At 61.9% G+C, this 25,059-nt stretch carries 21 protein-coding genes; 3 read left to right on the top strand and 18 right to left on the bottom strand.

Going from position 1 to position 25,059, the window contains the following annotated elements:
- Positions 1 to 34: 34 nt before the first annotated feature.
- From LUN51_RS01680 to doeA, 11 genes are all read right to left on the bottom strand, one after another.
- Positions 35 to 1,585 (bottom strand): alkaline phosphatase D family protein, encoded by a 1,551-nt coding sequence (locus LUN51_RS01680; protein WP_277809866.1) that lies wholly within the window; start codon positions 1,583 to 1,585, stop codon positions 35 to 37.
- 142 nt (positions 1,586 to 1,727) lie between these two features.
- A complete protein-coding gene (locus LUN51_RS01675) occupies positions 1,728 to 2,687 on the bottom strand; it encodes a cyclodeaminase (protein WP_277809865.1) in 960 nt (319 codons plus the stop codon).
- A 60-nt stretch (positions 2,688 to 2,747) separates the two neighbouring features.
- Entirely contained in the window at positions 2,748 to 3,743 is a 996-nt protein-coding gene (gene eutB / locus LUN51_RS01670; protein WP_277809864.1) for a hydroxyectoine utilization dehydratase EutB, read from the bottom strand.
- A 53-nt stretch (positions 3,744 to 3,796) separates the two neighbouring features.
- Positions 3,797 to 5,203 (bottom strand): aspartate aminotransferase family protein, encoded by a 1,407-nt coding sequence (locus LUN51_RS01665; RefSeq protein ID WP_277809863.1) that lies wholly within the window; start codon positions 5,201 to 5,203, stop codon positions 3,797 to 3,799.
- A 111-nt stretch (positions 5,204 to 5,314) separates the two neighbouring features.
- On the bottom strand, positions 5,315 to 6,784 hold the full coding sequence (locus LUN51_RS01660) for an NAD-dependent succinate-semialdehyde dehydrogenase (RefSeq protein ID WP_277809862.1): 1,470 nt from the start codon (positions 6,782 to 6,784) through the stop codon (positions 5,315 to 5,317).
- Positions 6,785 to 7,015: 231 nt separating this feature from the next.
- Positions 7,016 to 7,672: a hypothetical protein gene (locus LUN51_RS01655; protein WP_277809861.1), complete on the bottom strand. Its 657-nt coding sequence runs from the start codon at positions 7,670 to 7,672 to the stop codon at positions 7,016 to 7,018.
- 191 nt (positions 7,673 to 7,863) lie between these two features.
- Entirely contained in the window at positions 7,864 to 10,290 is a 2,427-nt protein-coding gene (locus LUN51_RS01650) for an FdhF/YdeP family oxidoreductase (RefSeq protein ID WP_277809860.1), read from the bottom strand.
- Between the two features lie 77 nt (positions 10,291 to 10,367).
- Positions 10,368 to 11,147, bottom strand: coding sequence for a formate dehydrogenase accessory sulfurtransferase FdhD (locus LUN51_RS01645; protein WP_277809859.1), 780 nt, complete (start codon positions 11,145 to 11,147; stop codon positions 10,368 to 10,370).
- A 92-nt stretch (positions 11,148 to 11,239) separates the two neighbouring features.
- Positions 11,240 to 11,716 (bottom strand): Lrp/AsnC family transcriptional regulator, encoded by a 477-nt coding sequence (locus LUN51_RS01640; RefSeq protein WP_277809858.1) that lies wholly within the window; start codon positions 11,714 to 11,716, stop codon positions 11,240 to 11,242.
- 19 nt (positions 11,717 to 11,735) lie between these two features.
- Positions 11,736 to 12,752, bottom strand: a complete 1,017-nt coding sequence (gene doeB / locus LUN51_RS01635; protein ID WP_277809857.1) for a N(2)-acetyl-L-2,4-diaminobutanoate deacetylase DoeB — start codon at positions 12,750 to 12,752, stop codon at positions 11,736 to 11,738.
- Positions 12,753 to 12,783: 31 nt separating this feature from the next.
- Positions 12,784 to 13,983: an ectoine hydrolase DoeA gene (doeA, locus tag LUN51_RS01630; RefSeq protein WP_277809856.1), complete on the bottom strand. Its 1,200-nt coding sequence runs from the start codon at positions 13,981 to 13,983 to the stop codon at positions 12,784 to 12,786.
- 182 nt (positions 13,984 to 14,165) lie between these two features.
- Between doeA and LUN51_RS01625 the strand changes: the two genes are divergently transcribed.
- Positions 14,166 to 15,569 (top strand): PLP-dependent aminotransferase family protein, encoded by a 1,404-nt coding sequence (locus tag LUN51_RS01625; RefSeq protein WP_277809855.1) that lies wholly within the window; start codon positions 14,166 to 14,168, stop codon positions 15,567 to 15,569.
- A gap of 63 nt (positions 15,570 to 15,632) precedes the next feature.
- Positions 15,633 to 16,565 (top strand): 2-hydroxyacid dehydrogenase, encoded by a 933-nt coding sequence (locus tag LUN51_RS01620; protein WP_277809854.1) that lies wholly within the window; start codon positions 15,633 to 15,635, stop codon positions 16,563 to 16,565.
- Here the strand turns inward: LUN51_RS01620 and LUN51_RS01615 are convergent.
- The 7 genes from LUN51_RS01615 to zwf all read right to left on the bottom strand — a co-directional run bounded on the left by LUN51_RS01615 (position 16,559) and on the right by zwf (position 23,886).
- A complete protein-coding gene (locus LUN51_RS01615; RefSeq protein WP_277809853.1) occupies positions 16,559 to 17,662 on the bottom strand; it encodes a sn-glycerol-3-phosphate import ATP-binding protein UgpC in 1,104 nt (367 codons plus the stop codon). The genes LUN51_RS01620 and LUN51_RS01615 overlap by 7 nt on opposite strands.
- Positions 17,663 to 17,702: 40 nt before the next feature.
- Positions 17,703 to 18,548 carry a sn-glycerol-3-phosphate ABC transporter permease UgpE gene (gene ugpE / locus LUN51_RS01610; RefSeq protein ID WP_277809852.1) on the bottom strand — a complete coding sequence of 282 codons (846 nt, stop codon included), beginning with the start codon at positions 18,546 to 18,548 and terminating at the stop codon, positions 17,703 to 17,705.
- A complete protein-coding gene (ugpA, locus tag LUN51_RS01605; protein WP_277809851.1) occupies positions 18,548 to 19,426 on the bottom strand; it encodes a sn-glycerol-3-phosphate ABC transporter permease UgpA in 879 nt (292 codons plus the stop codon). The genes ugpE and ugpA overlap by 1 nt, the downstream gene beginning before the upstream one ends.
- Positions 19,427 to 19,517: 91 nt before the next feature.
- On the bottom strand, positions 19,518 to 20,834 hold the full coding sequence (ugpB, locus tag LUN51_RS01600) for a sn-glycerol-3-phosphate ABC transporter substrate-binding protein UgpB (RefSeq protein WP_277809850.1): 1,317 nt from the start codon (positions 20,832 to 20,834) through the stop codon (positions 19,518 to 19,520).
- A gap of 189 nt (positions 20,835 to 21,023) precedes the next feature.
- Positions 21,024 to 21,686 (bottom strand): bifunctional 4-hydroxy-2-oxoglutarate aldolase/2-dehydro-3-deoxy-phosphogluconate aldolase, encoded by a 663-nt coding sequence (locus LUN51_RS01595; protein WP_075368199.1) that lies wholly within the window; start codon positions 21,684 to 21,686, stop codon positions 21,024 to 21,026.
- 31 nt (positions 21,687 to 21,717) lie between these two features.
- Positions 21,718 to 22,392, bottom strand: coding sequence for a 6-phosphogluconolactonase (gene pgl / locus LUN51_RS01590; protein ID WP_277809849.1), 675 nt, complete (start codon positions 22,390 to 22,392; stop codon positions 21,718 to 21,720).
- Between the two features lie 18 nt (positions 22,393 to 22,410).
- The gene (gene zwf, locus LUN51_RS01585) at positions 22,411 to 23,886 is read right to left on the bottom strand and encodes a glucose-6-phosphate dehydrogenase (RefSeq protein ID WP_277809848.1); all 1,476 of its coding nucleotides are present in this window, start codon (positions 23,884 to 23,886) and stop codon (positions 22,411 to 22,413) included.
- 282 nt (positions 23,887 to 24,168) lie between these two features.
- On the opposite strand from zwf, the gene LUN51_RS01580 reads away from it, so the two are divergent.
- Positions 24,169 to 25,029: a MurR/RpiR family transcriptional regulator gene (locus tag LUN51_RS01580; protein ID WP_075368201.1), complete on the top strand. Its 861-nt coding sequence runs from the start codon at positions 24,169 to 24,171 to the stop codon at positions 25,027 to 25,029.
- The last annotated feature ends 30 nt before the right edge of the window (positions 25,030 to 25,059 follow it).

Genomic DNA, 25,059 nt, shown 5'->3' with positions numbered 1-25,059 from the left:
GTCGGAACGCGGCGATGGGGCCGGGGTGCTCGTATTACGCCGTCTCCGGCGTCAACTGCTGGCGATGCAGCGTGTTGCCGGCGGCATCCATCAGGCTCACGGTCAATGTCTCGCTGTCGCCGTCGAGGTCGACTTGGCCGAAGAATTGATAGCCGCGGGACGGCGGCAGGTTCGACTCGCCTTTCGGCGGAGCTTTCTGGAAAACCACCTCCGGGCCGAAGGTCGTATCCAGCTCGCCGGGGCCGAAGGTGCCAGCATGCAGCGGACCGCTGACGAATTCCCAGAAAGGCGCGAATTCCTGGAAACTGGCCCGCTCCGGCGAGTAGTGATGCGCTGCCGTGTAGTGCACGTCCGCCGTCAGCCACACCACGTTCTTGATCTTGTCGTCGCGGATCGCCCGCAACAGCCTGGCGATCTCCAGCTCACGACCCAAGGGGTCACCAGCGTCACCATTGGCGATGGCCTCGTACGCATCGCCATCGCTGACCACCAGACCGATGGGCATGTCCGAGGCAATGACCTTCCATGTCGCCGTGGACTCTTTCAGAGAGCGGCGTAGCCAGTCGAACTGATCCTCTCCCAGAAAGGCCGTCTGCGCGGAGCTCTCGGTCTGGCGGTTGCGGCTGTTGGCACCGCGATAGGTCCGCATGTCGAGCATGAAGACGTCCAGCGAGGGTCCATATGCAAAGCGCCGATGGATACGTCCGGGCGCGGTCGAGCGCTGGCGCACCGGTGTATGCTCGAGAAAGGCCTGACGCCCGCGCGCTGCCAACAGCGACACGTTCTTTTCCGTGTAGCGCTCATCCTCGAGCCACTCGCCGGGGTACCAGTTGTTGGTCGTCTCGTGATCGTCCCATTGCGCGAGCATGGGCACCTCGGCATTGAAGCGCCGCAGGTTGGCATCAAGCAGGTTGTAACTGTGCTGGCCACGATACTCGTCCAGCGTTTCCGCCACTTTCTGCTTGGCCGGGGTGACCACGTTGCGCCAGGTTTCGCCATTGGCGAGCGTCACGCTCTCTTCCAGAGGGCCGTCGGCGTAGACGGTATCGCCGGAGTGGATGAAGAAATCCGGACGCTGGCGACGCATGGTGTCGTAAATCGTCATGCCGCCACGCGATTCGTCGATGCCCCAGCCTTGCCCGACCGTATCGCCGGACCACACGAAGCGTACGTCTCGCGACTGGGACGGCGGCAGGCGTAGACGTCCCTCGACCGGCTCGCTCAGAGCACGCGGATCATCCAGAGCGGCAAAGCGCACGCGGTAGTGCAGCATATCGATGTCGCCGAGCCCCGCGACATCCAGTTTGCCGGCCAGGCCACCGCTCGGCAGCACCTCGGGGCCGCGCACCTGGCGCGCGCCACGGAAGGCGGGATTGTCAGCCAGTTCGACGAGCATCCGCGCGGGGCGATCGCTGCGCGACCAGAGCATCGTCCGGTCGTTCAGCATGTCGCCGCTCATCACACCCGAGGTCGCCTGCGGACGACGTGACTCGGCCAGCACGATCGACGGCGCCACCGACACGGCGCCTAACGCCGCGCCAGCTTTGACGCCCCATCCCAATACATCGCGGCGGGAATATCGCATCGCCAACTCTCCACTGAGTGTCCATTATTCACTCAGCATCTCGAGAGGGCATGACGACGACATGGCAACCCCATGACGATTGAGTGGCACGCCACGAGGCACGTTTCAGACGAGACCTAGATCGCGCCAGAACGCACTCTGTTTAGGCTTCCAACCGCCTCAGGGCGTAAGCGGCAATCGCCGTGTCCTGCACGCCGGTGCCGGTGAGATCGCAGACGGTGATGCTGGCACTCGAAAGGCGTAGCGTCAGCCCTCGGTCGATTACTTGGCCAAGTTCGAAGACCTTGAACGGCACGTTGGCCGCCGCTTCGCCGGATTTGACGAAGGCCTTGAGCTCACCGTTGTGCTCGCTTTGCGCGCGGGTATCACAGACGAAAGCATCGGCGCGGGTCATCACGCTATCGTCAAGCTCGCGCTTGTCCGGGCTGTCGGAGCCCATCGCCGTGACATGAACGCCTTCGGGGAGATCGGCGGCCTCGAGAATCGGCTGTTGCGAAGGTGTCGCGGTGACGATGATATCCGCCTCACGACACGCCGCATGGACATCGTCGTGAACATTGACCGTCAGGTCACGCTGGCGCAACCGCTCGGCATAAGACTCGGCGGCCTCGCGCCGACGCGCCCAGACATCGACGGTCTCGATGTCTCGCACCAGACGCAGGGCATCGATCTGCAATTCAGCCTGTTCGCCGGCGCCGAGGACCGTCACGCGACGGCTGTTTTCGCGCGCCAGATACTTGGCGGAAAGCGCTCCCGCGAGCGCCGTGCGCACCGCCGTCAGATAGCCTTCGTCGAAGAGCACGGCATCTACCAGCCCGGTGCGGGCCGAGAACATCATCATCAGTCCGTTGAGGCTGGGCAACCCCTGCTTGGGATTGTCGAAGAACCCCGAGCTCACCTTGATGGCGAAGCGCTCGAAACCGCGAATGTGAGCGGTTTTGACGTCGACCTCGCCATTGGACTCTTCGATGGCCATCGACAGGATCGGCGGCTGCACGGCCTCGCCACGCCCCAGGGCCGCGAATCCCGACTCGATGACGGTCAAGGCCTCCCTGTCCAGTTGAACGGCGGCTTCGATGGCTTCGCGTTGATGGAGCTGCATGACGTCCTCCAGACGGAAGAGAAAAGAATGAAGAAGGGAAGTAAAAAGAAGGGGGAAGCATCAGGCTCCCGCCAACGCCCGAGCGCGGTCAAACGTTTCCAATGCCACACCGTTGCCGGAGACGATCAATGCCACGCGCTGGCCACGAATGTCGAGGTCATGTTCGTCGAGCGCCGCTAGTCCCACGGCCGCCGCCCCCTCGACCAGCATCTTCTCGGCGTCGAGCAAGTCGACCATGGCACGGGCGATGGCAGGTTCCGAGACCTGGAAATGATCATCCATTACCTTGCGCACCAGCGCGAAGGTACAGCGATTGTCCAATCCAATGCCGCCACCCAGCGAGTCACCAAGACTCTCGACTTCCGCCACGTTGACCGGATGCCCGGCCTGGAGGCTTTCCCACATCGCCGCGCCTTGGGAAAGACTGATCCCGGTCACCCGCGTCGCCGGTCGAATCGCCTTTACCGCCGCGCCGATGCCTCCCAGCAGGCCTCCGCCGGAAAGCCCGACGAGGACCCGATCGAGCGCGGGTTGATCCTCCATCAGCTCGAGGCCGATGGTGCCCTGCCCACTCACGATCAGCGGATCGTCGAAAGGCGGGATCGCCGTCATACCCGAGGCCTCCAGACGCTCGACCTCGTCGAAGGCGTCATCCTGGCTCTCCCCGACACGCCGCACCTCGGCACCCAAGGCCTCGATGGCCGCGGCCTTGTTGTCGGGCACCAGCCGCGACAGACAGATGACAGCGGGAATCCCCAGTTGATACGCGGCGTGGGCGACGGCACGGCCATGATTGCCTGTCGAGGCCGTGGTTACGCCACGCGCCAACGCTTGGCGTCCGTCGCGTTCGATCAGCGCGGCAATCATGTTGGTCGCACCGCGCAACTTGAACGCCCCCGTGGGCTGACGGGTTTCCAGCTTGAGGAATACCTCGGACTCGAAACGTTGCGATAGCGCCTGCGACCGAATCAGCGGCGTTCGCGCCACCTGCCCTCGCAGGCGCGCACGAGCGCGGTAGATCGACGCTAAATTGATATCAGACTGGAGATCGGCCATGTGCCCTCGCGCAACGTTCGCAGATACCCCTCATCACAGTAGGCAAGGCGCTCTCAGGCTTTCAAGTCCCCCGAACGAGACAATTCGTCGGTCACCTTGTCGACGGCGCGCTTGGCGCGAGCGACGATGTCATCGACCTCATCGCGAGTCGTCACCAACGGCGGCGCGAAGCCGAGAATGTCACCTTGCGGCATGGCGCGTGCAATCAGGTTTTCGCTCAACGCGGCGGCACTTACGCGCGGCCCGACCTTGAGCGCGGGGTCGAAGAACGCACGCCTGGCCGGATTGGGCGAGAATTCAAGCGCCGCCAACATGCCCACACCACGCACGTTCCCCACCAGCGGATGCTCGTCGAATGTCTGCTGCATTTGCCGCTGCAGATAAGCGCCGGTCTCGGCGGCGTTGGCGGTCAATCCTTCACGCTCGATGATGGCCAGGTTGGCAAGCCCTGCAGCACAACCCAGCGCATGGCCTGAATAGGTCCAGCCATGGCCGATGGGACCATATTCGCCGGCGCCCTGCTCCAGCACCTGCCACACGCGATCGCCGACGATGACCCCGGACAATGGCTGATAGGCGCTGGTCAGCCCCTTGGCGACGGTGATCAAGTCGGGCTTGATGGCGTAGTGATGGCTGCCGAAATCGGTACCGATGCGTCCGAAGCCGCACACCACTTCATCGGCGATCAGCAGCACGTCATACTTGCTCAAGACCGCCTGGATCGCTTCCCAATAGCCCTCGGGCGGCGGCACGATACCGCCGGTTCCCAGCACCGGTTCGCCGATGAAAGCCGCCACGGTGTCCGGGCCTTCGGCCAGAATCATTTCCTCGAGCTTGGCCGCGCAATGCTGGGAAAACTCACGCTCGCTCATGCCCTCCTGCTCGGCGCCACGGTGATAATAGTGAGGCGCCTCGGTATGCAGGATGCCGTCGATGGGCAGGTCGAAATGATCGTGAAACGCCTTGAGACCGGTCAGCGAGCCAGAGGCGATGCCGGAGCCGTGATATCCACGCTGTCGCGAGATCACTTTCTTCTTTTGCGGCCGTCCAAGGACGTTATTGTAATAGCGCACGATCTTGAGCTGAGTCTCGTTGGCATCAGAGCCCGACATGCCATAGTAAACCTTGGACATGCCCGGCCCGGCCAGCTCGAGAATCTTCTCGGAAAGCTGGATTTGCGGCTCGTTCGAATGGCCGACATAGGTATGGTAATAGGCCAGCTCCAGCGCCTGCTGATAGATCGCCTCGGCGACTTCGGTACGCCCATAACCGATATTGACGCAATAAAGACCGGCGAAACCGTCGATGAACTCGCGACCATCCTTGTCGACGATATTGATGCCCTGGCCGCCGCTGATCACCCGCCCCGGCACATCGCCATGCGCGAAATCGCGCAGATGCGTGGACGCATGGAAAGTGACCTTGCGATCGCGATCGATCAGGTCTTGGTGCTGACTCATATCATTCTCCCGTAACTGTCTCGGCTCACGCCGATAAAACCGAACGTCAAAGACGACTTATCAAGCCACGAGCACTTGGTGGCTCGTGGCTCGTGGCTCGTGGCAAGGAGCCTAGCTCCCGGACACGGATCCCAATGCGCCTAGGCAGTAATACTTAGTCTCCAGATATTCCTCGATACCGGCGGTGCCACCTTCACGACCAAGGCCGGACTGTTTGACGCCGCCGAAGGGTACCGGCGGGCCGGTCATCTTCACCGAGTTGATCGCCACCATGCCGTACTCCAGGGCACGCAGGAGCTTCCAGATACGGCGGATGTCGTGGGTATAGACATAAGCCGCCAGGCCGTACTCGGTATCGTTGGCCAGCTTGATGACCTCATCGTCATCCTTGTAGGCCGTCACCCCCGCCACCGGCGAGAAGCTCTCCTCGCGCCAGGCCTTCATGTAAGGCGTCACGCCGGTGAGCAAGGTGGGCATGAAGAAATTCGGCCCAGGTGCCATGGATTGATCGCCATGCACCAGCGTCGCGCCGCGCGAAATGGCATCATCGACGATGCTCGACGCCTTCTCCACCGCCTGCTGATGAATCAGCGGCCCGATATCGATATTGGTTACCAGGCCGTTGCCGACCTTGAGCGCTTGCATACAAGCAACGAACTGCTCGACGAACTCGTCATGGATCGACTCGTGTACCAGGATCCGGTTGGCGGCCAGGCAGTCTTGCCCACCGGTCTGGAACTTGGCGGCGACTGCGGCACGCGCGGCCTCGGCGGGATCCATGTCGGGGCCGACGATGAACGGCGCATTGCCGCCCAGTTCCAGCGAGACGCGTTTGACGCTATTGGCGGACTGCTCCAGCAATAACCGCCCAACGCGGGTGGAGCCGGTGAACGACAGCGCCTTGACGCGCTCTTCTTCGCACAGCAGCTTGGACACCTCGGCGGGCTCACCCAACACCACGTTGAAGACCCCGGCAGGAATTTCGGCACGTTCGGCGAGTTCCGCCAGCGCCAGGGCCGAGAACGGCGTCTCGCCGGCCGGCTTGACGATGACCGTGCAGCCGGCGGCCAGCGCGGCTCCGGCCTTGCGCGTAATCATCGCCAGCGGGAAGTTCCAGGGCGTGATCAATGCGGCCACCCCCACTGGCTCCTTGAGCGTCCCCAGAGCGGCGTTGGGGATATGACTGGGAATGGTCTGCCCGAAGGTGCGCTTGCCTTCCTCGGCGAACCATTTGATGAAGCTGGCGCCATATTCGATCTCGCCGCGTGAGTCGGGCAACGGCTTGCCCTGCTCGCGCGTCATGATGACCGCCAGATCTTCGCGATGCTCGATCAGCAGGTCATACCACGCCTGAAGACGCTCGGCACGCTCATCGGCACGCAGCGCCCGCCACTGAGCAAAGGCAGCATCCGCGGCATCTACCGCCTCCCGCAATTGCGGAGCCTCTAGCCAGGGAATGTGACCCAGCACTTCACCCGTCGCGGGATCGATGACCGCTTCTTCGCGACCGGCGTCGCCATGAGTCCATTTACCGTCGATATAAGCGTACTGACGCAATAGACGCGGATCGTTGAGTTTCATGCGCTACTTCTCCCGAAAACGAACCGGGCTTAGGTTGACTAACATCGAGCCCGGATAGGTCGTGGCGGATGACGTTCATCCGATGCCCACAGGATAAAGCAGCACAAGGCGGGAGAGTTTTTGTCTAGCGGGGTGATCGAGACCGATTTTTTTCGAGTCACGCTTCAGGAAGAGCATTTTTTTCTGTGCCGCCCGCCACCACCAGCAGGAGCGACGGCGGACGTAAAACACTCAGATGTCGTGACGCGGCAGTAAATGCAACTTGCGTAGGCGTGCGTGGGCGTCTAGGTACTCCTCGGCGGGCACCGCGCGGTACACATCCTCTTGGGCGACATGCTTGACCAGCACGCGGCGTTCGCCAGCGTTGCAGCCGGCCCCCTTACCATGCAGGGTCACGATAACATCGGAGTCGCTTTCCAGCGTCGCCTGGCAGCGCCCTTCGCTGTCGCTTGCTTGACGCACGACGACGGTTTCGCCCAGCAGCCAGCGTGGAGAAGCCCGACGCGAATGATGAAAACGCCGTGCCAAGGCATGACAGGCAGCAACGCTCGGTGACGACGCCAGCGCGAACGCCGCCCAAATAGCCAGAAAGCCCAGTGGCAAACGTAGCAGTCCCAGCGGCAACCATTGCAGCACCAAACTGAGAGCGAACGCGATAGGCGTAGCGGTGACGATCAAGGCACTCAGCGCGAATGATGCTGGCACCCCTGCAAAGCCCAGGGAAATCAAGGTGCTGGCAAGATGGTCGTCACGCAGACTGTCATGATCGAAGCACGAGACGCGTATGACGCGCAGCCCGGCCAACAACCAGTAAATTGCCACTAATGCCAGCAAGATGAGAAAAAAGGCGAAAGGAAACCCAAATGCAGTCTGGATGAACAGTTCCATGACAGCACCTCCCGGGCGATCCCGTTAAGTTGAGCGGCGTGCCCCCGTTAGAGAGGGACATTAATAGCGTCGACCGAATATTTTGTGTAATCCAACTTATGTGGCGACGCTTATGTAGTATTTAATAGCATAGCGCCGCAACATCAGTCATGCGTCACAACTTTGGTCGTAAGACACGGATCACCAACGCATCAGACGATTCGATGACTCGGCTCCAGGCGTATCGCGACCGCCTTGGAAGTGGGCGTATCGGTACCAACGCCGACGCTTTCCAACGGTACCAACGCATTGGTTTCGGGGTAGTAGGCGGCGGCACACCCTTCGGGAGTTTCGTAGGCGACGATCCTGAATGCCGGGGCGCGACGGGGCTCACCCTCGTGATCGAGCCCCACCAGATCGACCCACTGATCGCTTTCGAGCCCCAGTCGCGTGAGGTCGGCGGGATTGACGAACACCACCCGCCGCTGGCCCTTGACGCCTCGGTAACGGTCGTCGTAACCGTACACGGTGGTGTTGTACTGATCGTGGCTGCGCAGCGTCTGCAGTGTCAGCCAGCCATCATCGCGGCGTGCGTGCAGACGTTGGTGCATTACCGCTTCGGGTAGCGGCGCTGCACAGAACGTGGCCCGACCGGATGATGTATTGAAGCGGCGTTGGCTAGCGACGTTTTCCAGCCAGAAGCCACCTGCCTGCCCCAAACGCTCATTGAAGTCCTCGAAACCGGGAATGACTGCCTCGATCTCGTCGCGAATGCGGTCGTAGTCTGCCACCAAGGCATTCCAATCGACGACGTCGGGCGCCACTCCGCGCCTTGGCAACACCCGCGCCAGCGTGGCCTTGGCGATACCTGCAACGATCGCCGGCTCCGAACGCAGCCACTCGGAAGCCGGCTCCTGAATGCCGGCACTGCCGTGCACCATCGACATCGAGTCCTCGACGCTGACCTGCTGCGACGCGCCCGCCTCGCCTTGGCGATCGATCTCGGTACGGCCCAGGCACGGCAGGATCAGCGCATCGCCACCGGTAATCAGGTGGCTACGATTGAGTTTGGTGCTGATCTGCACATTGAGCCCAAGGCGTCGGAAGGCGCGCTCGGTGCGCTGACTGTCCGGCGTGGCCCGGGTGAAGTTGCCGCCCAGCCCAATGAAGACATCGGCGTCACCCAGCTCCAACGCGCGAATGGCACCCACAGTGTTATAACCCGGCGCACGCGGCATAGTGACACCGCTTCCCCCCCCATAACGAGCCTCTAGGGCATCGATCAGCTGCGCGGGCGCCTTCTCGTCGATGCCCATGGTGCGGTCACCCTGCACGTTGGAGTGACCGCGCACCGGGCAAGCCCCCGCACCGGGGCGCCCGATGTGGCCTCCCAGCAGTAGCAAGTTGACCAGCTCGCGAACGGTATCCACCGAATGCTCGTGCTGGGTAATGCCCATCGCCCAGGTGATGATCATGCGCTCGGCGCGGGCGACGATATCAGCTACCTCCTCGACCTGCGTGCGCGCCAGGCCAGCCTGATCCTCGATGTCCGCCCACGGCGTGGCCTCGACCTGAGCCCGCCACTGTTCATAGCCGGCGGTGTGCGACGCGATGAAGGCGTGATCTGGTGTAAAGGATCCTTGGGCCTCGAGCGCGAACAATGCCTTGGCGATGCCACGCGCCGCCGCCATGTCGCCCCCCATCTTGGGCTGATAGTAATGCGAGGAGATGCGATGGCTGCCCTGGGTGAGCATTTCGCGCTTGTTCTGGGGATCGGCGAACCGTTCCAGACCACGCTCCTTGAGCGGGTTGAAGCTGACGATACGCGCGCCCCGCTCCGCCGCACGGCGTAGATCGCCGAGCATCCGTGGATGATTGGTGCCGGGGTTCTGGCCGAAGACCAAGATGGTATCGGCATGTTCGAAATCTTCCAGTTGGACAGTACCTTTACCCACGCCCAGGCTGGCATCCATGCCCACGCCACTGGCCTCGTGGCACATGTTCGAGCAATCGGGAAAATTGTTGGTGCCATAGAGGCGCACGAACAGCTGATACAGATACGCTGCTTCGTTGCTGGCCCGTCCAGAGGTGTAGAACAGCGCACGGTTGGGATCGGGCAGCGCCGCCAAGCGTTCGGCGATCAGCGCGAACGCCGCCTCCCAGTCAATGGGGACATAACGGTCGCTGGCCGTATCGTACCGCATGGGCTCGGTGAGCCGGCCCTGGTCCTCGAGGCGAAAATCATCCCAACCGCGCAGCTCGCTCAGCGTGTGGCGCTCGAAGAAACGCCGCGTGACACGCTTCTTGGTACTTTCCCAAGCCACCGCCTTGACGCCGTTTTCGCAAAATTCGAACGACGAGCCATGCAACGGATCACCCCACGCACAGCCCGGACAATCGAAGCCTTGCGGCTGGTTGGTGGAAAGCAGAGCCCGCGCGCCCTTGAACGGCGCCTTACTACGCTTGAGGTGGCGTCCCACGCTTTGCATCGCGCCCCAGCCCCCCGCCGGGCCGGTGTAGGTCTCGACGCGCGGTTCGCGGGTCAAGGTTGCATCCGCCTCGGGGAGACGCTCCCCGACCTCACTTGCGGGAGGCGCCTTGCGGTCGTCGGATAACGGAGTCTGATGATGAGAAGCCATGACAATCTCGGTGACGTAGTAGAGAGGTGAAAGGATGATGCGATGACTGCGGTGAAGCTCCAGGAAAGCGTCGGGCGCTATGTCGCACCACTCAGGCGTTCGAGATGCCGGCCGCGATGACAACAGATCAAGTTGAGGTCGCAGGCACGCGCGATTTCCACCGCCAGGGCCGAGGGCAACGACAGCGTGGCCAGCGTGGTGATCCCAGCGCGCACGGTCTTCTGCACCAGCTCCATACTACAGCGGCTGGAAAGCAGTACCGCCGCGGGCATCTCGCCATGTGCTAACCCTTCGCCGATGACTCGATCCAGGGCGTTGTGGCGTCCGATGTCCACGCCGCGCGTCAACACCTCGCCATCGCCGTCGAGGGCCAGCGCCATATGAAGCCCGGCACGTGCGTGACGCTGTAGGCTCTCCACTCCGCGCATCAAAGCCTCGGGCGCCAGGGGCGCACACGCCGACAAACGCCGCAGACCTTGCATCAACTGCGACTCCTCGGCCACGCCGCAGGCGCCGCAGCTCGATACCGAGGCCCCGGCGCGTTGCAGACCAGTGGCGCGCGCTTCGGTCTGCGACGAAACCGCCAGCCGCACCAACTGCCCATGACGCAGCCGCGACAGACGAATATCCCCGACCTGCTCGGCGCGCTCGATCCAACCCGCCGTGAAAGCATGCCCCAGCGCCAGCGATTCGAGGGCTTCAGGCGTCGCCAGCAACGTCACCATGGCAGTATCGTTGAGCGACAAGGTCAGCGGCTGCTCCTGCGGACCATCGAGCGTCCGCAAGGGCCGGTCGCGCTGATCGTCATAGCGCGAGGCGGCGGAAAATGAATGCGGTATCTCCACTTCTGACGGCATGTGATATCCCATTGCGGAAACGATGCACCCGAGTGTTACTACCCTAGCGCCCAGACGGCGTCGGTCAATGGCCATCGACGACGTCTGACGTGCTACGAAGCGTCGTCGTGCAAGTCCAACGGCGGCTCAGTGCGTTTCACGGTCTTGGTCACGATATAGGTGAAATAGCGTTCGATACCCAGGCTATCCATCAGCCAAGCATCGATCGTGCGCTGGTAGGCATCGATGGAGTCGGTTTCGAACTTGACCAAGTAATCAACGCCGCCGCCCACCGCGACGCACTCGGTCACCTCCGGTGTCTCGGCGATGGCTTTCTCGAAACGCGCGAAGCTCGCCGCCTGATGGGTCGCGAGTTCGATCTGCACCCAGACCGGTGTGCGTTTGACCACCAAGGCCGGATTGAGCCGGGCGCCATAGCCTTCGATGACGCCGGCTTTTTCCAGGCGCCGAACGCGCTCCCAGCAGGGGCTGACCGAGAGGTTGATCGCCTCGGCCAGTTTCGACTTGGTGATGCGCCCATCGCGCGACAGAATATCGAGAATCTTAAGGTCGTAGCGGTCGAGTTTCATGTGGTGTGCTGACCCATCCTCAACGCTCGAGACTATCGACGACTTCCGCGATGACCGCGATGGTATCGCCCATGTTTACCTGCGCCGGGAAGCGCCGCGCCACCAGCACGCCATCCCGCTTTGCATGGTAGACAATCGGCTCGCTACCGGTGCGCGTCATGTCATAGATACGTGCGATCACATCGCCGCGCCGCACCGTCTCGCCCAGCGCGAAACTCAGCTCCAGCAGGCCACTATGCTCGCTCTGCACGTAGCAAGACGCGTCGGGCATGTCCACGTACACCTGCTGACCGGCCGGAGACTCCAGTTGCCCTTCGATCAGACCGTAGTGAATCAGAAAATTGCGCACGCCGCGCTCGGCGATGGCCATGCGCTCCGGCGTGGTAGTGCCGCCGCCGCCCAACTCGGTGGTCACGAAGGTCTTGCCCTGGGATTCCACGGCCGTGTCGTAGAGCTTGGTCGCGTCGAGCTCGAACATCATCATCGCCACCGGCGCACCGAAGGAAACCGCACCGGCAAGGCTTTGCGCTTCCTGGCTATGATCATCGAGACGGTGCGCCGCGGCGAAGGGCAGGATATCCAACGTACGACCGCCGGAGTGCAGATCCAACGCCACATCGCACATCGGTACCAGTTCACGCGTGAAGTAATCGGCGATCTGCTCGGTGACTCCGCCGTCGGGGTTGCCGGGGAAACTGCGGTTGAGATTGCCGCCATCCAGCCCCGAGGTGCGCTTGCCGGCGGTCGCGGCCGGCACGTTCATGATCGGCACGATGATCACACGGCCGCGCACGTCCTCGGCACGCAGTGTATTGCTGAGTTTGAGCAGCGCAGTGATGCCCTCGTATTCATCGCCGTGATTGCCAGCGGTGAGCAGCGCCGTGGGTCCCGCGCCGTTGTTGATCACGGTTATTGGAATCATCACCGCGCCCCAGGCCGATTCATCGGTGGAGATTGGCAGCTTGAGAAAACCGTGCTGAATGCCATCGGCATCGAAATCGACGGTGGGTGACACCGGGCTGGGTCGCTTGCTCATATCATGTTCTCCTCGTCTCGCGTCCCACGGTTCAGCACACGAACAGCTGGCGTGGAAAGTTGGCCAGCGTCTCGCAGCCAGTCTCGGTAATCAGAATGCTTTCGGTGATCTCCAGGCCCCAGTCGTCCTCCCAGAGACCCGGCATGAAATGAAACGTCATCCCCGGCTCGAGGATGGTGTCGTCGGAGGGACGTAGACTGATATTACGCTCGCCCCAATCCGGCGGATAGCTGATGCCGATGGAATAGCCGCAGCGCGCCCCGCCACGGTCGAAGCCGTACTTGTCCATTGCCGCGCCCAGTGCCATGGCGATGTCGGCGGCACGATTGCCCGGCTTGGCCACCGCCAGGCCATTGTCGATACCCTCGAGCAGGGCCGACTCGGCGCGGAGAAACTGACTCGGCGGCGTGCCCAGAAACACCGTGCGCGACATCGGCGCATGATAACGCTTGTAGACGCCTGCGATCTCGAAGAAGGTGCCCTCGCCTTCGCGAAACGGGGTATCGTCCCAGGTCAGGTGCGGTGCGGCGGCGTCCTTGCCGGTCGGCAGCATGGGCACGATGGCCGGATAATCACCGCCGTAGACGCGCCCGTGCGGATCGACCCAGCCCTCGATGCCCACGCGATAGATCTCGGACACCACCTTGCTCTTGGGCACCCCCGGCTTAATGACCTCGAGGATGCGCGAATGCATGCCCTCGACGATCCGCGCCGCGATGCGCATATACTCGATTTCCTGCGGCGACTTGATCGCCCGGCACCAGTTGACCAGCGAATTGGCATCCGCGAAACGCGCGTGCGGCAATTCGCGCACGAGGCTCAAATACGCCTTGGCGGAAAAGTAGTAGTTATCCATCTCCATGCCGATGGTACCCTCGTGCCAGCCACGATCCGGGAGGATCGACTGCGCCAGGTACTCCATGGGATGCATATCGGGATTTTGAACGTAATAATCCGGGTAATAGGTAATGTTATCCGGATGGATCCAGCAGGTGCGTAGCGCCCCGTTGGCATCCATGCGGCGACCATACCAGACCGGTTCGCCTTCCAGGCCGAGCAGCACGCACTGATGCACATAGAAGGACCAACCATCGTACCCCGTCAACCACGCCATATTGGACGGATCGCTGACGATCAGTACGTCGATCCCTCTTTGGGCCATGGCCGAACGCACCTTGTGCAGCCGGCCGGCGTATTCCTCACGAGTGAAAGGCAGGGAAACCTCAGACATGGCACCACTCGCCCGACAGAATTGCTCATCCCTGATCTCCCGGACGGGAGGCAGGACCCTGCATTCGATGAAATAAATTGTACTGACACAAGGAAGGAAAAAATCAGTACAATTGTCGATCAATGCGTTGTCGACGATACTAGCATTCACGCGCTGCTTGCCGTCAAAGGCTTTATTGTGTCATGACAATTGACCTGACACCCTATCTCCCGGCCCACGGGCCCAAGTATCTGGCCATCGCCCGAGCACTCGCCGAGGCCATTCGCCAGGGCGAACTCACGCCCGGCACGCGTTTGCCTCCACACCGCTGCCTGGCCGAGACATTGGCAGTGAGCGTGCAAACCGTCTCGCGCGCCTACGCCCAGGCGGAAAAGATGGGCCTGGTGCAGGCCCGCGTGGGTAGCGGTACCTGGATCAACAGTCTCGACGACGGCCAGGAGGCCGAATACCTGCGTAGCGCCAACATGGCCATGGATGCCTCCCCCGTGGATCTTTCCATCGCGCATCCGATCTGCCCGCCCGGGCATCATCTGCACTTTCGCGAAACGCTTCGCGACGTGGCGGACAGCGCGCATCCCGATGTCATCGATGCCTGCCGCCCCATCGCGGGGCTGCTCCATCAGCGCGAGCGCGCCAGCCAATGGCTGCACGACACGCTCGGCGTGCCCGGTACTCCCGACGACCGAGTGCTGTGCAACGGCGCCGCCCATGGTGTGATGTTGGCCATCGCCACGCTGGTCCAGCATGGCGACGTGGTGTTGACCGAGGCGTTGACCGACCACGGCTTGATCGCCTTGTCACGCACGCTGGGCTTGCAACTGCGCGGCGTGGCCATCGACGAACAGGGAGTGATTCCCGAGGCCCTCGATGCCGCGTGCCGTCGCTACCGACCGCGTGCCGTATGCCTGACGCCCACCCAGCTCAACCCCACCGGCGCGACCATGGACAACGCACGCCGCGATGCCGTGGCTGAGGTGCTGGCGCGACACGGCACCTGGCTGATCGAGGACGACGTTCACGCCCTGCTCGAACCGTCGGGACTGAGCCCGCTGACCGCGCGTCTACCGCGCCAGAGCTTTCATGTCACCAGCCTGACCAAGGCCACCGTCTCGGGATTGCGCGCCGGCTATCTCAGCGTGCCGCGCGGACAGCTGCACCACACCCTGCCACGGCTGCGCGCCACCAGTTGGATGGCCACGCCGCTCGTCTTCGAGATCGCCGACCGTTGGCTGGCCGATGGCACCGTCGACACCCTGGCCAGCGAGCAGCGGCGCCTGCTCGCCGAACGCCAGCAGCTGACCCGCACGCGCCTCGCGGGCCACGCTATGGCCTCGCGTCCCACAGGCATGCATATATGGCTGGCCCTGCCCGGGGCATGGCGCGCGGAGGAGCTGCAACAACAAGCGCTGCAGGAAGGTTTGGCTATTTCCACGGCGCAGTCGTTCATGGTCGATCAGGGCCCTCCACCTCGGCGTATTCGCTTAAGCCTGGGTGGCGAAAACGATCCTGAACGCTTCGATCAGGGATTGACGATTCTCGCCCGCTTGCTCGGCGAGGCACCGCCACCGATGCTACAAATCGTATAGCGCGATGGGCGCGCATCAACGCCGCCCCTCATCCATCATCCACGACCACCTCATGAGGACTTCATGCGCATCTTGATCCATGCCGACGACGCCGCGCTCTGGAAAGACAGGCTCGCTTCGCGTTTACCCTCGGCGGAGTTCGCCATCAGTGGCGAAACGAGCGACTTCCAGGCTGACTATCTCGCGGCATGGAAGCCACCGGCATCGCTTTTCGAGACCCAGCCAGCACTCAAGGGCATCGTCAATCTCGGCGCCGGCGTGGATGCGTTGCTCGACAACCCCTCGCTTCCCCGCGACATTCCCATCGTCAAGCTGCGCGATGCCGGTATGGGCGAGCTGATCGCCGACTATGTACGCTATGGCGTGCTGCATTTTCAGCGCGATTTTGACCGTTACCGTCGCCAGCAGCATCACACCACCTGGCGCGAACACGCCCTCACGCCCAAGCGCGAATGGGCAGTCGGAGTTCTCGGGCTGGGCTCCATCGGACGGCATGTGGCGCGCCAGCTCGCCGACGACGGCTACCCCGTGCATGGCTGGAGCCGCTCGCCCAAGGCCCTCAAGGGCATCACCTGCCATGACGGTGACGACGGCCTCCAGACCCTGCTCGGCAAGGTCCACACCCTGGTCACGCTATTGCCCGATACCCCCGCCACACGCGGAATCATCGACCGCGACGCCCTGGCCGTGTTACCCGACGGCGCCAGCCTGATCAACCCTGGACGCGGCACTTTGATCGACGAGGCTGCATTGCTCGAAGCCCTGGGCACTGGAGAGGAAGAGAACGGCCGGCTGCGCGGCGCATTACTCGATGCATTTCCCACGGAGCCGCTGCCCGACGACAGCCCACTGTGGCAACATTCACGCCTGTGGATAACGCCACACATGGCCGGCCCGACTCCCATCGACGAAGCCGCCGACCAGGTCGCCAAGGCCCTCACCGCCATGCAAGCCGGAGAGGCCATCGATACGGTGGACCCCAAGGCCGGTTACTGACAGGCCTGGGCCTCGGTATCAGCCAATGGAACGCGGGCGTCCTGGCTATCGAAGACATGGCAATGCGCCATCGAAAACGCGAGTGACAAGCGCTGCCCTTCGCGGGCGGCGTGCGCGCCATCCAGGCGCACTACCAACCATTCTTCAAGCCCGGGCAAACGCGTATAGGCCAGCGTGTCCGCCCCCAGCGGCTCAAGCATCTCGACCGTTACTTCCAGGACCTCTGTGGCATCTGCCACGGACGTCGCTTCGATGAGGTGTTCCGGGCGTACGCCAAGGGTCGCCGCGCGCCCTTCGGGGATCGCCACAGGGAGTGCAACTGGGTTTCCATTGGGCAGTACTACGCCACCACGATGGGCCGTCACGGGCAGGAAATTCATCGCCGGCGAGCCCAGAAAACTCGCCACGAAACGCGTCGCCGGCCGCTCATAGAGTGCCATTGGCGTACCGCACTGCTCGACGTGACCACCGTTCATCACCACCAGACGATCCGCCAGGGTCATCGCCTCCACTTGATCATGCGTCACATAGACCGACGTCACGCCAAGCCGCTTCTGAAGACGCCGGATTTCTAGCCGCATCTGCACACGCAGCTTGGCATCGAGGTTGGAAAGCGGCTCGTCGAATAGAAACACCTGCGGCTCACGCACGATCGCCCGCCCCATCGCCACACGCTGACGTTGCCCTCCGGATAACTGGCGCGGACGCCGGTCCAGCAGCTCGGCGAGGTCGAGCAACTGGGCCGTTTCGGTCACCCGGCGCCGAATCTCGTCCTTGGGGGTACCACGGTTTTTCAGCGCGTAAGACATATTGTCGAACACGCTCATATGGGGATAGAGCGCGTAGTTCTGGAACACCATGGCAATGTCGCGCGCAGCGGGCTCCAGCGCATTGACTCGCTGGTCGTTGATTGTGAGCTCCCCCTCGGTGATCGACTCCAGTCCCGCCAATGTGCGTAGCAAGGTCGACTTGCCGCACCCCGAAGGCCCCACCACTACCATCAATTCCCCATCACCAACGTCCAGGTCGATGCCGTGCAAGGCCGTAATGCCATTGGGATAGCATTTGCGAATACCGTTGAGTCGTAAGGTCGCCATATCGAATCACTCATTGAGCGCCGGACAGCACCGGGTGCACTTATTTTTCGCTGTCGACCAGCCCTTTCACGAAGTAACGCTGCATCAGCAGAATCACCGCGATGGGGGGCAACATGGCCAGGACCGCCGTGGCGGTGACGTTCTGCCAGGGCACGAGGCCATCGGCACTGGTCAACAAGCGCTTGAGGCTGACCACGATGGTCAGGTAGTCGGCATCGTTGGTGATCAACAACGGCCATAGATACTGATTCCAGCCATACAGGAACATGATCACGAACAACGCCGCGAGATTGGTCTTCGACAGCGGAAGCAGGATGTCACGCAGAAAGCGCCAGGGGCCGGCGCCATCGATACGCGCCGCCTCGACCAGTTCAGGCGGAATGGTGAGATAGAACTGACGCAGCAGAAACGTCGCGGTGGCACTGGCGATCAACGGCAGGATCAGCCCCGCGTAGCTATCCAGCAGCCCCAGGTCGGCGACCACTTCGAACGTCGGCAGAATGCGCACCTCCACCGGCAACATCAAAGTGATGAAAATCAGCCAGAAGCACAGCCGCCGAAAGGGAAAGTCGAAGAAAACGATGGCATAAGCAGCCAGCACCGAGATCGCGATCTTGCCGATGGCAATGCCCAACGCCATGATCGTCGAATTGATGAGCAGGGTCAGCACATCGGTTCCCAGTCCGCCGATCGAACCGCTGAGCAAGTGGCGATAATTATCCCACCCCGCTTCACCGAACCATAACGGTGCCGTCTGCGAATAAAGCGCCCCCAGCGTATGAGTGCTCGCTGTGAAGGCCAGCCACACCGGCAGTAGAAACAACAGGCAACACACGGCCAGCAGCGCATGGCTCAGCCTGTCCAAACCAGGTCGACGATAATGCATCAGTACTGCACCTTCTTTTCGACGTAGCGAAACTGAAACCACGTCAGGCCCCCGACCAAGGCCATCAACAACACCGACTGGGCGGCACTGGCGCCCATATCCTGCCCGACGAAGCCATCCTGATAGACCTTGTAAACCAGTGTCGTGGTCGCGCCGCCGGGGCCGCCGGAGGTCACCGTGTCGATGGTGCCGAAGGTCTCGAAGAAGGCGTAGACACTGTTCATGACCAGCAAGAAAAACGCGGTGGGCGACAACAGCGGAAAAGTGATGGTCCAGAAACGTCGCCATGGACCCGCACGGTCGATGGCCGCCGCCTCAAGAAGACTGTTGGGCACCGACTGCAACGCGGCGAGAAAAAACACGAAGTTGTAGCTCATCTGTTTCCAGATCGACGCCATGATCACCAGGGCCAAGGCCTGGGCGCCATTGAGCTTGTGGTCCCACTCGATGCCCATATTGCCCAGCAGGCCACTGATCAGCCCTAGTGTCGGATCGAACAAAAACAGCCACAGCACGCCCGCCACCGCTGGCGCTACCGCATAGGGCCATACCAACAGTGTCCGGTAGACGCGTGCACCGCGTATGACGCGGTCAGCCATGACCGCCAACAGCAGCGCAATACTCATCGCGCCCACCGCGACAGCCAGCGAAAAGATCAGCGTAGTACCGGCTGCCTGGTAATACGTCGGGTCGCTCAAGACAGCCTTGAAGTTGACAAGCCCGGCGAACTCCCGCGACAGACCGAAGGCATCCTCGACATAGAAGGCTTGCTCAATGGCCTGCAAGGCCGGCCAGAAGAAGAACACCAGGACGATGCCGAGCTGCGGCGCCATCAATATCCATGGCGTGATCCTATGGCGCTGAAACGGAGCACTCATGACATTCCTCGGTATCTCGATGAGGACTACCTGCCACCCTGCTCAAACACGAACGCCCGGCAACCGGGCGCCGTGTTCAAGGTGGAAGGCTTCACTGACGGGCGCTCTCGAACTTTTCCAATAGCGCATTGCCACGCGAGACGGCTTCATCGAGCCCCTCTTGCACTCCTACGTCACCCGAGAATATCTCTTCGAGCTCGCCGTTGATGACATCGCGAATCTGCACCATGTTGCCCAATCGCAGGCCCTTGGAGTTCTCGGTGGGCTCGCCGGTAGTGATCTGCTTGATCGCCACGTCAGTACCGGGATGATCGGCATAGAAGCCTTGCTTGCGGGTCAAATCGGCGGCCGCCTGCGTGATCGGCAAGTAACCGGAGTACTGGTGCCAGTCCGCCTGAATATCGGGCGAGGAGAGATATTCGAAGAATTCCGCCACCCCTTGCCGACGCGCTTCGTCCAAACCATCGAGCACCCATAGCGAGGCACCACCGATGATCGAGTTATTGGCTTGTTCAACGACATCGGCATCGTATGGCAGCGGCGCCACACCGAAGTCGAAATCGGCATTTTCCTTGATATTGGCGTAGGACGCCGAAGACGCCATCATCAGCGCGCAATCACCGGAGTAGAATTTGGGCGCGGCGTCATCGAAACGCCCGCCATAGGCGAAGCGCCCGTCATCCTGCCACCGCGTAAGGCGCTCGATCTGATCGACGACGGCGGTGCGATTGAAGCGCAGACGCGCGTCCGCTCCTTCGAAGCCATTGGCCTGGGAGGCAAACGGCACATCGTTGATGGCGGAGTAGTTCTCGAGCATGACCCAGGAAGGCCAGGTCGTGGTCAGACCGCAGCTTGCCGCCCCCGAGTCGACGATTTTCTCCAGCGCATCGCCCAGCTCCTGCCAGGTGCGAGGAATCTCCTCGACGCCCGCCTGCGCCAGGCGCTCGCGGTTGTAATAGGTCACCGGCGTCGAGGAATTGAACGGCAACGACAGCATGTTGCCCTCGGGGTCGGTGTAATACCCCGTGACCGCGGGCAGGTAACCCTCTGGATCGAAGTCGACATCGGCCGATGCCATCAGTTGATACGCCGGCACGATGGCGCCCTTGGCGGCCATCATCGTCGCCGTACCGACCTCGTAGATCTGCACGATATCCGGCCCCTTGTCGGCACGGTAGGCGGCGATCGCAGAGGTCATGGTTTCGCTGTAATTGCCCTTGAAAACCGGTTTGACGGTATAGGTGTCCTGGCTGGCGTTGAAGTCAGCAGCGATCTGGTCGACCTTATCGCCCAACGCGCCCCCCATGGCATGCCACCAGGTAATCTGGGTATTGGCCTGAGCGCTACTCGCGTAGGCTCCCAAGGCGAGCGTGATGCCAAGAGAAGAAAGCAGGAAAGCACGTTGCATGAAAGGCTCCTTGTCCAGTGCGGAGAATCGACGCCACTTGCGCCACCCTAGGCAAGGAATCTTTCAATTAGATGACCTTTTCGCGGCCAAAAAAAGACCCGCCAAACGGCGGGTCGGAAGAACAGCATCAGCTGTCGAGAGAGAAGCGGTTGCCTGCTTAATAGCAAGCGTCTTAGTGATAAACGAGTCTTAGTGATGGAAACGCTCAGCGGCCTGACGCGCCAGCTCGCGGATACCGTCCCAGTCTTCGTTTTCGACCAGGTTTTTGGGTGTCAGCCATGAGCCACCCACGCACATCACGTTGGGCAGACTGAGATAATCGTCGGCGTTTTCCACGGTGATGCCACCGGTCGGGCAGAATTGGGCATCAGGAATCGGACCGCCGATAGATTTGATCGCCTTGGCGCCGCCGCTGGCTTCCGCCGGGAAAAACTTGAAGCGTCGATAGCCATACTGCCAGCCGGTCATCAACTCGGACACCGTGGCCACCCCCGGCAGCATCGGTACCGGGCTTTCCACACCATAGCGATACAGCGCCTCGGTCGTGCCGGGCGTGACCACGAAATCAACGCCAGCCTCTTCGGCCAACCGGTACTGGGCAGGCGTCAGCACAGTGCCAGCGCCGATGCTCACGCCCGGCAACGCGGCACGCATGCGCCGGATGGCGTCCAGCGCACAGTCGGTGCGCAGCGTGATTTCGAGCACGTTGATCCCTCCCTCGACCAAGGCACGCGCCATGGGCACGGCATCCTCGAGGCGATCGATCACCAGCACCGGAATCACCTCCACCTTCTGGCAGATGCTGTCGAGTTCCGTCGTGCGAGTGGAAGGAAGCTGTTTGTCGATAGTCATGGGATGCTCCGGGTATTCGTATACGCAGGGCTCAGGGCGCCCAGTACGTCGCGATCGGCTGGGAAAGGAAGGTGCGAATCGGCAGTTGCCGGGCATCATCGCCACCCAACGCGTTGGCCAGGACACGACGCTTGTCCTCACCGGTCATGTGCAAGACATGCAGATGGGCATCGGCCAGACGAGCGGCGCTCAGCGTAATGCGCGCCTGCGGTACGCTGGGCGCATGCACCGCCACCGTCGCCTCGGACGTTTCGAGCGCCGTGGCCAGCTGTTCGCTGTCGGGAAACAGCGAGGCCGTGTGCCCATCACCGCCCATACCGAGGACGACCACGCTGGCCGGCCACGGCAGCGACGCGACGCGCGCTGAAACCGCCTCGACGCCAGCCTCGGGGGTGTCGTCATCGGTGGTCAGGGAATGAAAATGCGCTTCGGCGGCCGGCCCGACGAGCAACGTCTCGCGGACCAGGCGCGCGTTGCTATCGGCATCGTCATCGGCCACCCAGCGTTCATCGGCCAGTGTCACGTCGATACGTGACCAGGGCAGCGCCTTGGTGGACAGAGCGCTGAAGAACGGCTTCGGCGTGGAGCCACCGGAAACGACCAGCAGCACCCGTTCGCGACTGGCCAAATCGGTTTCGAGCGCCTTGGCCACGGTATCCGCGAGGCGCTCGGCAAGGTAACGACGGCCTTCATCGATGCTTGTCATAATCGGCTGCCTATCCAATCAATAGTCTTCATACCAGGATCGACCGTCCTGGGTAATCATGGCGATCGACGCCACGGGTCCCCAGGAGCCGGCCGGATAACGGCGCGGCGGCATATCCCGTGCTTCCCAGCCGGCAATCAGCTGATCCACCCACTTCCAGGCGTATTCGACCTCGTCGCGACGCACGAACAGGTATTGCTGGCCTTTCATCACCTCGAGCAGCAAACGCTCGTAGGCATCGGGAATCCGTGTCTTGGGGAAGGCGTGATTGAAATCCAGGTGCAGCGGCCCGGGCCGCAGGCGCATGCCCTTGTCGAGCCCGCTGTCTTTGGTCAGCACCTGCAGCGCAATGCCTTCCTCCGGCTGCAGACGGATAACCAGCTTGTTAGCCGCCAGTCCGCGCTGGTCGGGATCGAAGATGTAGTGCGGCTGCTGGCGAAAGTGGATAACGATCTGCGACATCTTTTCCGGCATGCGCTTGCCGGTACGCAAATAGAACGGCACCCCAGCCCAGCGCCAGTTGGCAACCTCGAGCTTCATAGCCACAAAAGTCTCGGTATGGCTCGAGGTGTTGGCACCTTCCTCGTCGAGATAACCCGGTACACTGTCGCCGTCTACGGAACCGCCGATGTATTGACCACGGACCACATTGCGCGACAACTCTTCACCAACCAAGGGCTTGAGTGCCTTGAGCACCTTGACCTTCTCGTCGCGAATGGCGTCGGCGTCAAGATTCGACGGCGGATCCATGGCGATCAGACACAGCAACTGCAACAAGTGGTTCTGAACCATGTCGCGCAACTGCCCCGCCTCGTCGAAATACCCCCAGCGGCCTTCGATGCCCACCTTTTCGGCCACGGTGATTTCCACATGCGAAATCTGATTCTGGTTCCACTGATTGCCGAACAGTGGGTTGGCAAAGCGCAGCGCAATCAGGTTCTGGACCGTCTCCTTGCCCAGGTAGTGATCCATGCGATAGATGCGCGATTCGGGGAAAACGTCGCCGATGGCATCGTTGATCTGAATGGAGGATTCGAGATCGTAGCCGATGGGCTTTTCGACCACCACGCGCGCCTCGTCGTCGAGGCTGCCACTGGCATGCAGATTGGCGCAAATATCGCCATAGATGCTGGCCGGCACCGCCAGATACACGACCATGGGGCGCGCGGTGGCGTCATGCCAATCGCGAATGGCGTCATATCCCTCGACGGTGGCAAAGTCGAGTTGCTGGTAGTCGATACGCGCTAGAAATCGCTCAAGACAGGCTTGTTCCAGCTCGTGGGGCTTGAGCCGCTTGTTAAGGGCTTCCTTGACGTTGGTGCGGAAACTATCGACATCGTGTTCCTGGCGCGCAAGCCCCAGGATTCGCGTGGTATCGCCAAGCAACCCTTCGCGATCCAGATGGTACAATGCCGGATACAATTTGCGCAGCGCCAAATCGCCAAGCGCCCCGAAAAGGGCCAGATCGACATCGGGCGTGATATCTCGACTCATGACGCGGCCCCCAAAAATCTGGTTAACTTACCTATAAAATAAGCCATATCAGGGCTCCTCGGCAAATATATTATGTAAATTTACTACCATTGCGACACGCATTCGATCCCACCCACGAACGACTTGGCTTGGCGACCCTGCGCCACCACGCTAGGATGCCTTATCTAACACAACGTAGTTACTTGAAAACGTAGTCACTTGAAAAAGTAGCTACTGGAAAATGTGGTTACGTGACAACGTAGTTAATTCGACACCCTTGGCAGACAGAGACTCCCATTACGCATGCCAGCCTTCGACCTGATCGACCGTATCCGCTCACGTCTGGACGAACTCAATCGCTCCGAACGCAAAGTGGCCGATGTAATTCTCCACGACCCGGCCGCCGCCACCGGCATGAGCATCGCCACGCTGGCGCAAGCAGCCGCGGTCAGCGAACCAACGGTCAATCGCTTCTGTCGCAATTTCGACGCCAAGGGCTATCCCGATTTCAAGATCAAATTGGCCCAAAGCCTAGCCGGCGGCACGCCCTATGTCAGCCGCAGCGTGGAACGTGACGATGGCGCCGCGAGCTATGGTGACAAGATATTCGGCGCTACCATTGCCGCCCTCGACGACGCCCGTCGCACGCTCGACGCCCAACGCGTCGAACGTGCCGTCGACTATCTGATCCAGGCCAAGCAGATCAGCTTCTTCGGCCTCGGTGCCTCGGGCCCCGTGGCCCAGGACGCGCAGCACAAGTTCTTTCGCTTCAACCTGCCCGTCACCGCCTATGAAGACGTGCTGATGCAACGCATGGTCGCCGCCGCCACGCATACCGGCGACGTCATCGTCATCGTCTCTTACACCGGCCGCACCCGCGAGCTGGTCGAGATCGCTCGTGTAGCGCGTGACAATGGCGCCATCGTGCTCGGCATCACCGCGCCCGACTCGCCACTCGCCCACGAGTGTACCGAAACGCTCGAGGTCATCACCCCGGAAGACACCGATGTCTACATGCCGATGACCTCACGCATGATCCACCTGGCCTTGATCGATGTACTGGCGACCGGCGTCACGCTGCGTCGAGGCGAGGATTTCCTGCCGCACCTCAAGAAGATAAAGGACAGCCTGCAGGCCACGCGGTTTCCGATCCACGACGAGTGATCGTCGTGGACCGCGCTTGCCGCCATACCG

It is taken from the genome of Chromohalobacter canadensis (assembly GCF_029544075.1).
Lineage (GTDB): Bacteria > Pseudomonadota > Gammaproteobacteria > Pseudomonadales > Halomonadaceae > Chromohalobacter > Chromohalobacter canadensis_A.
The sequence above is the reverse complement of the archived record's forward strand: the minus strand, read 5'-3'. Positions and strand labels throughout refer to the sequence as shown.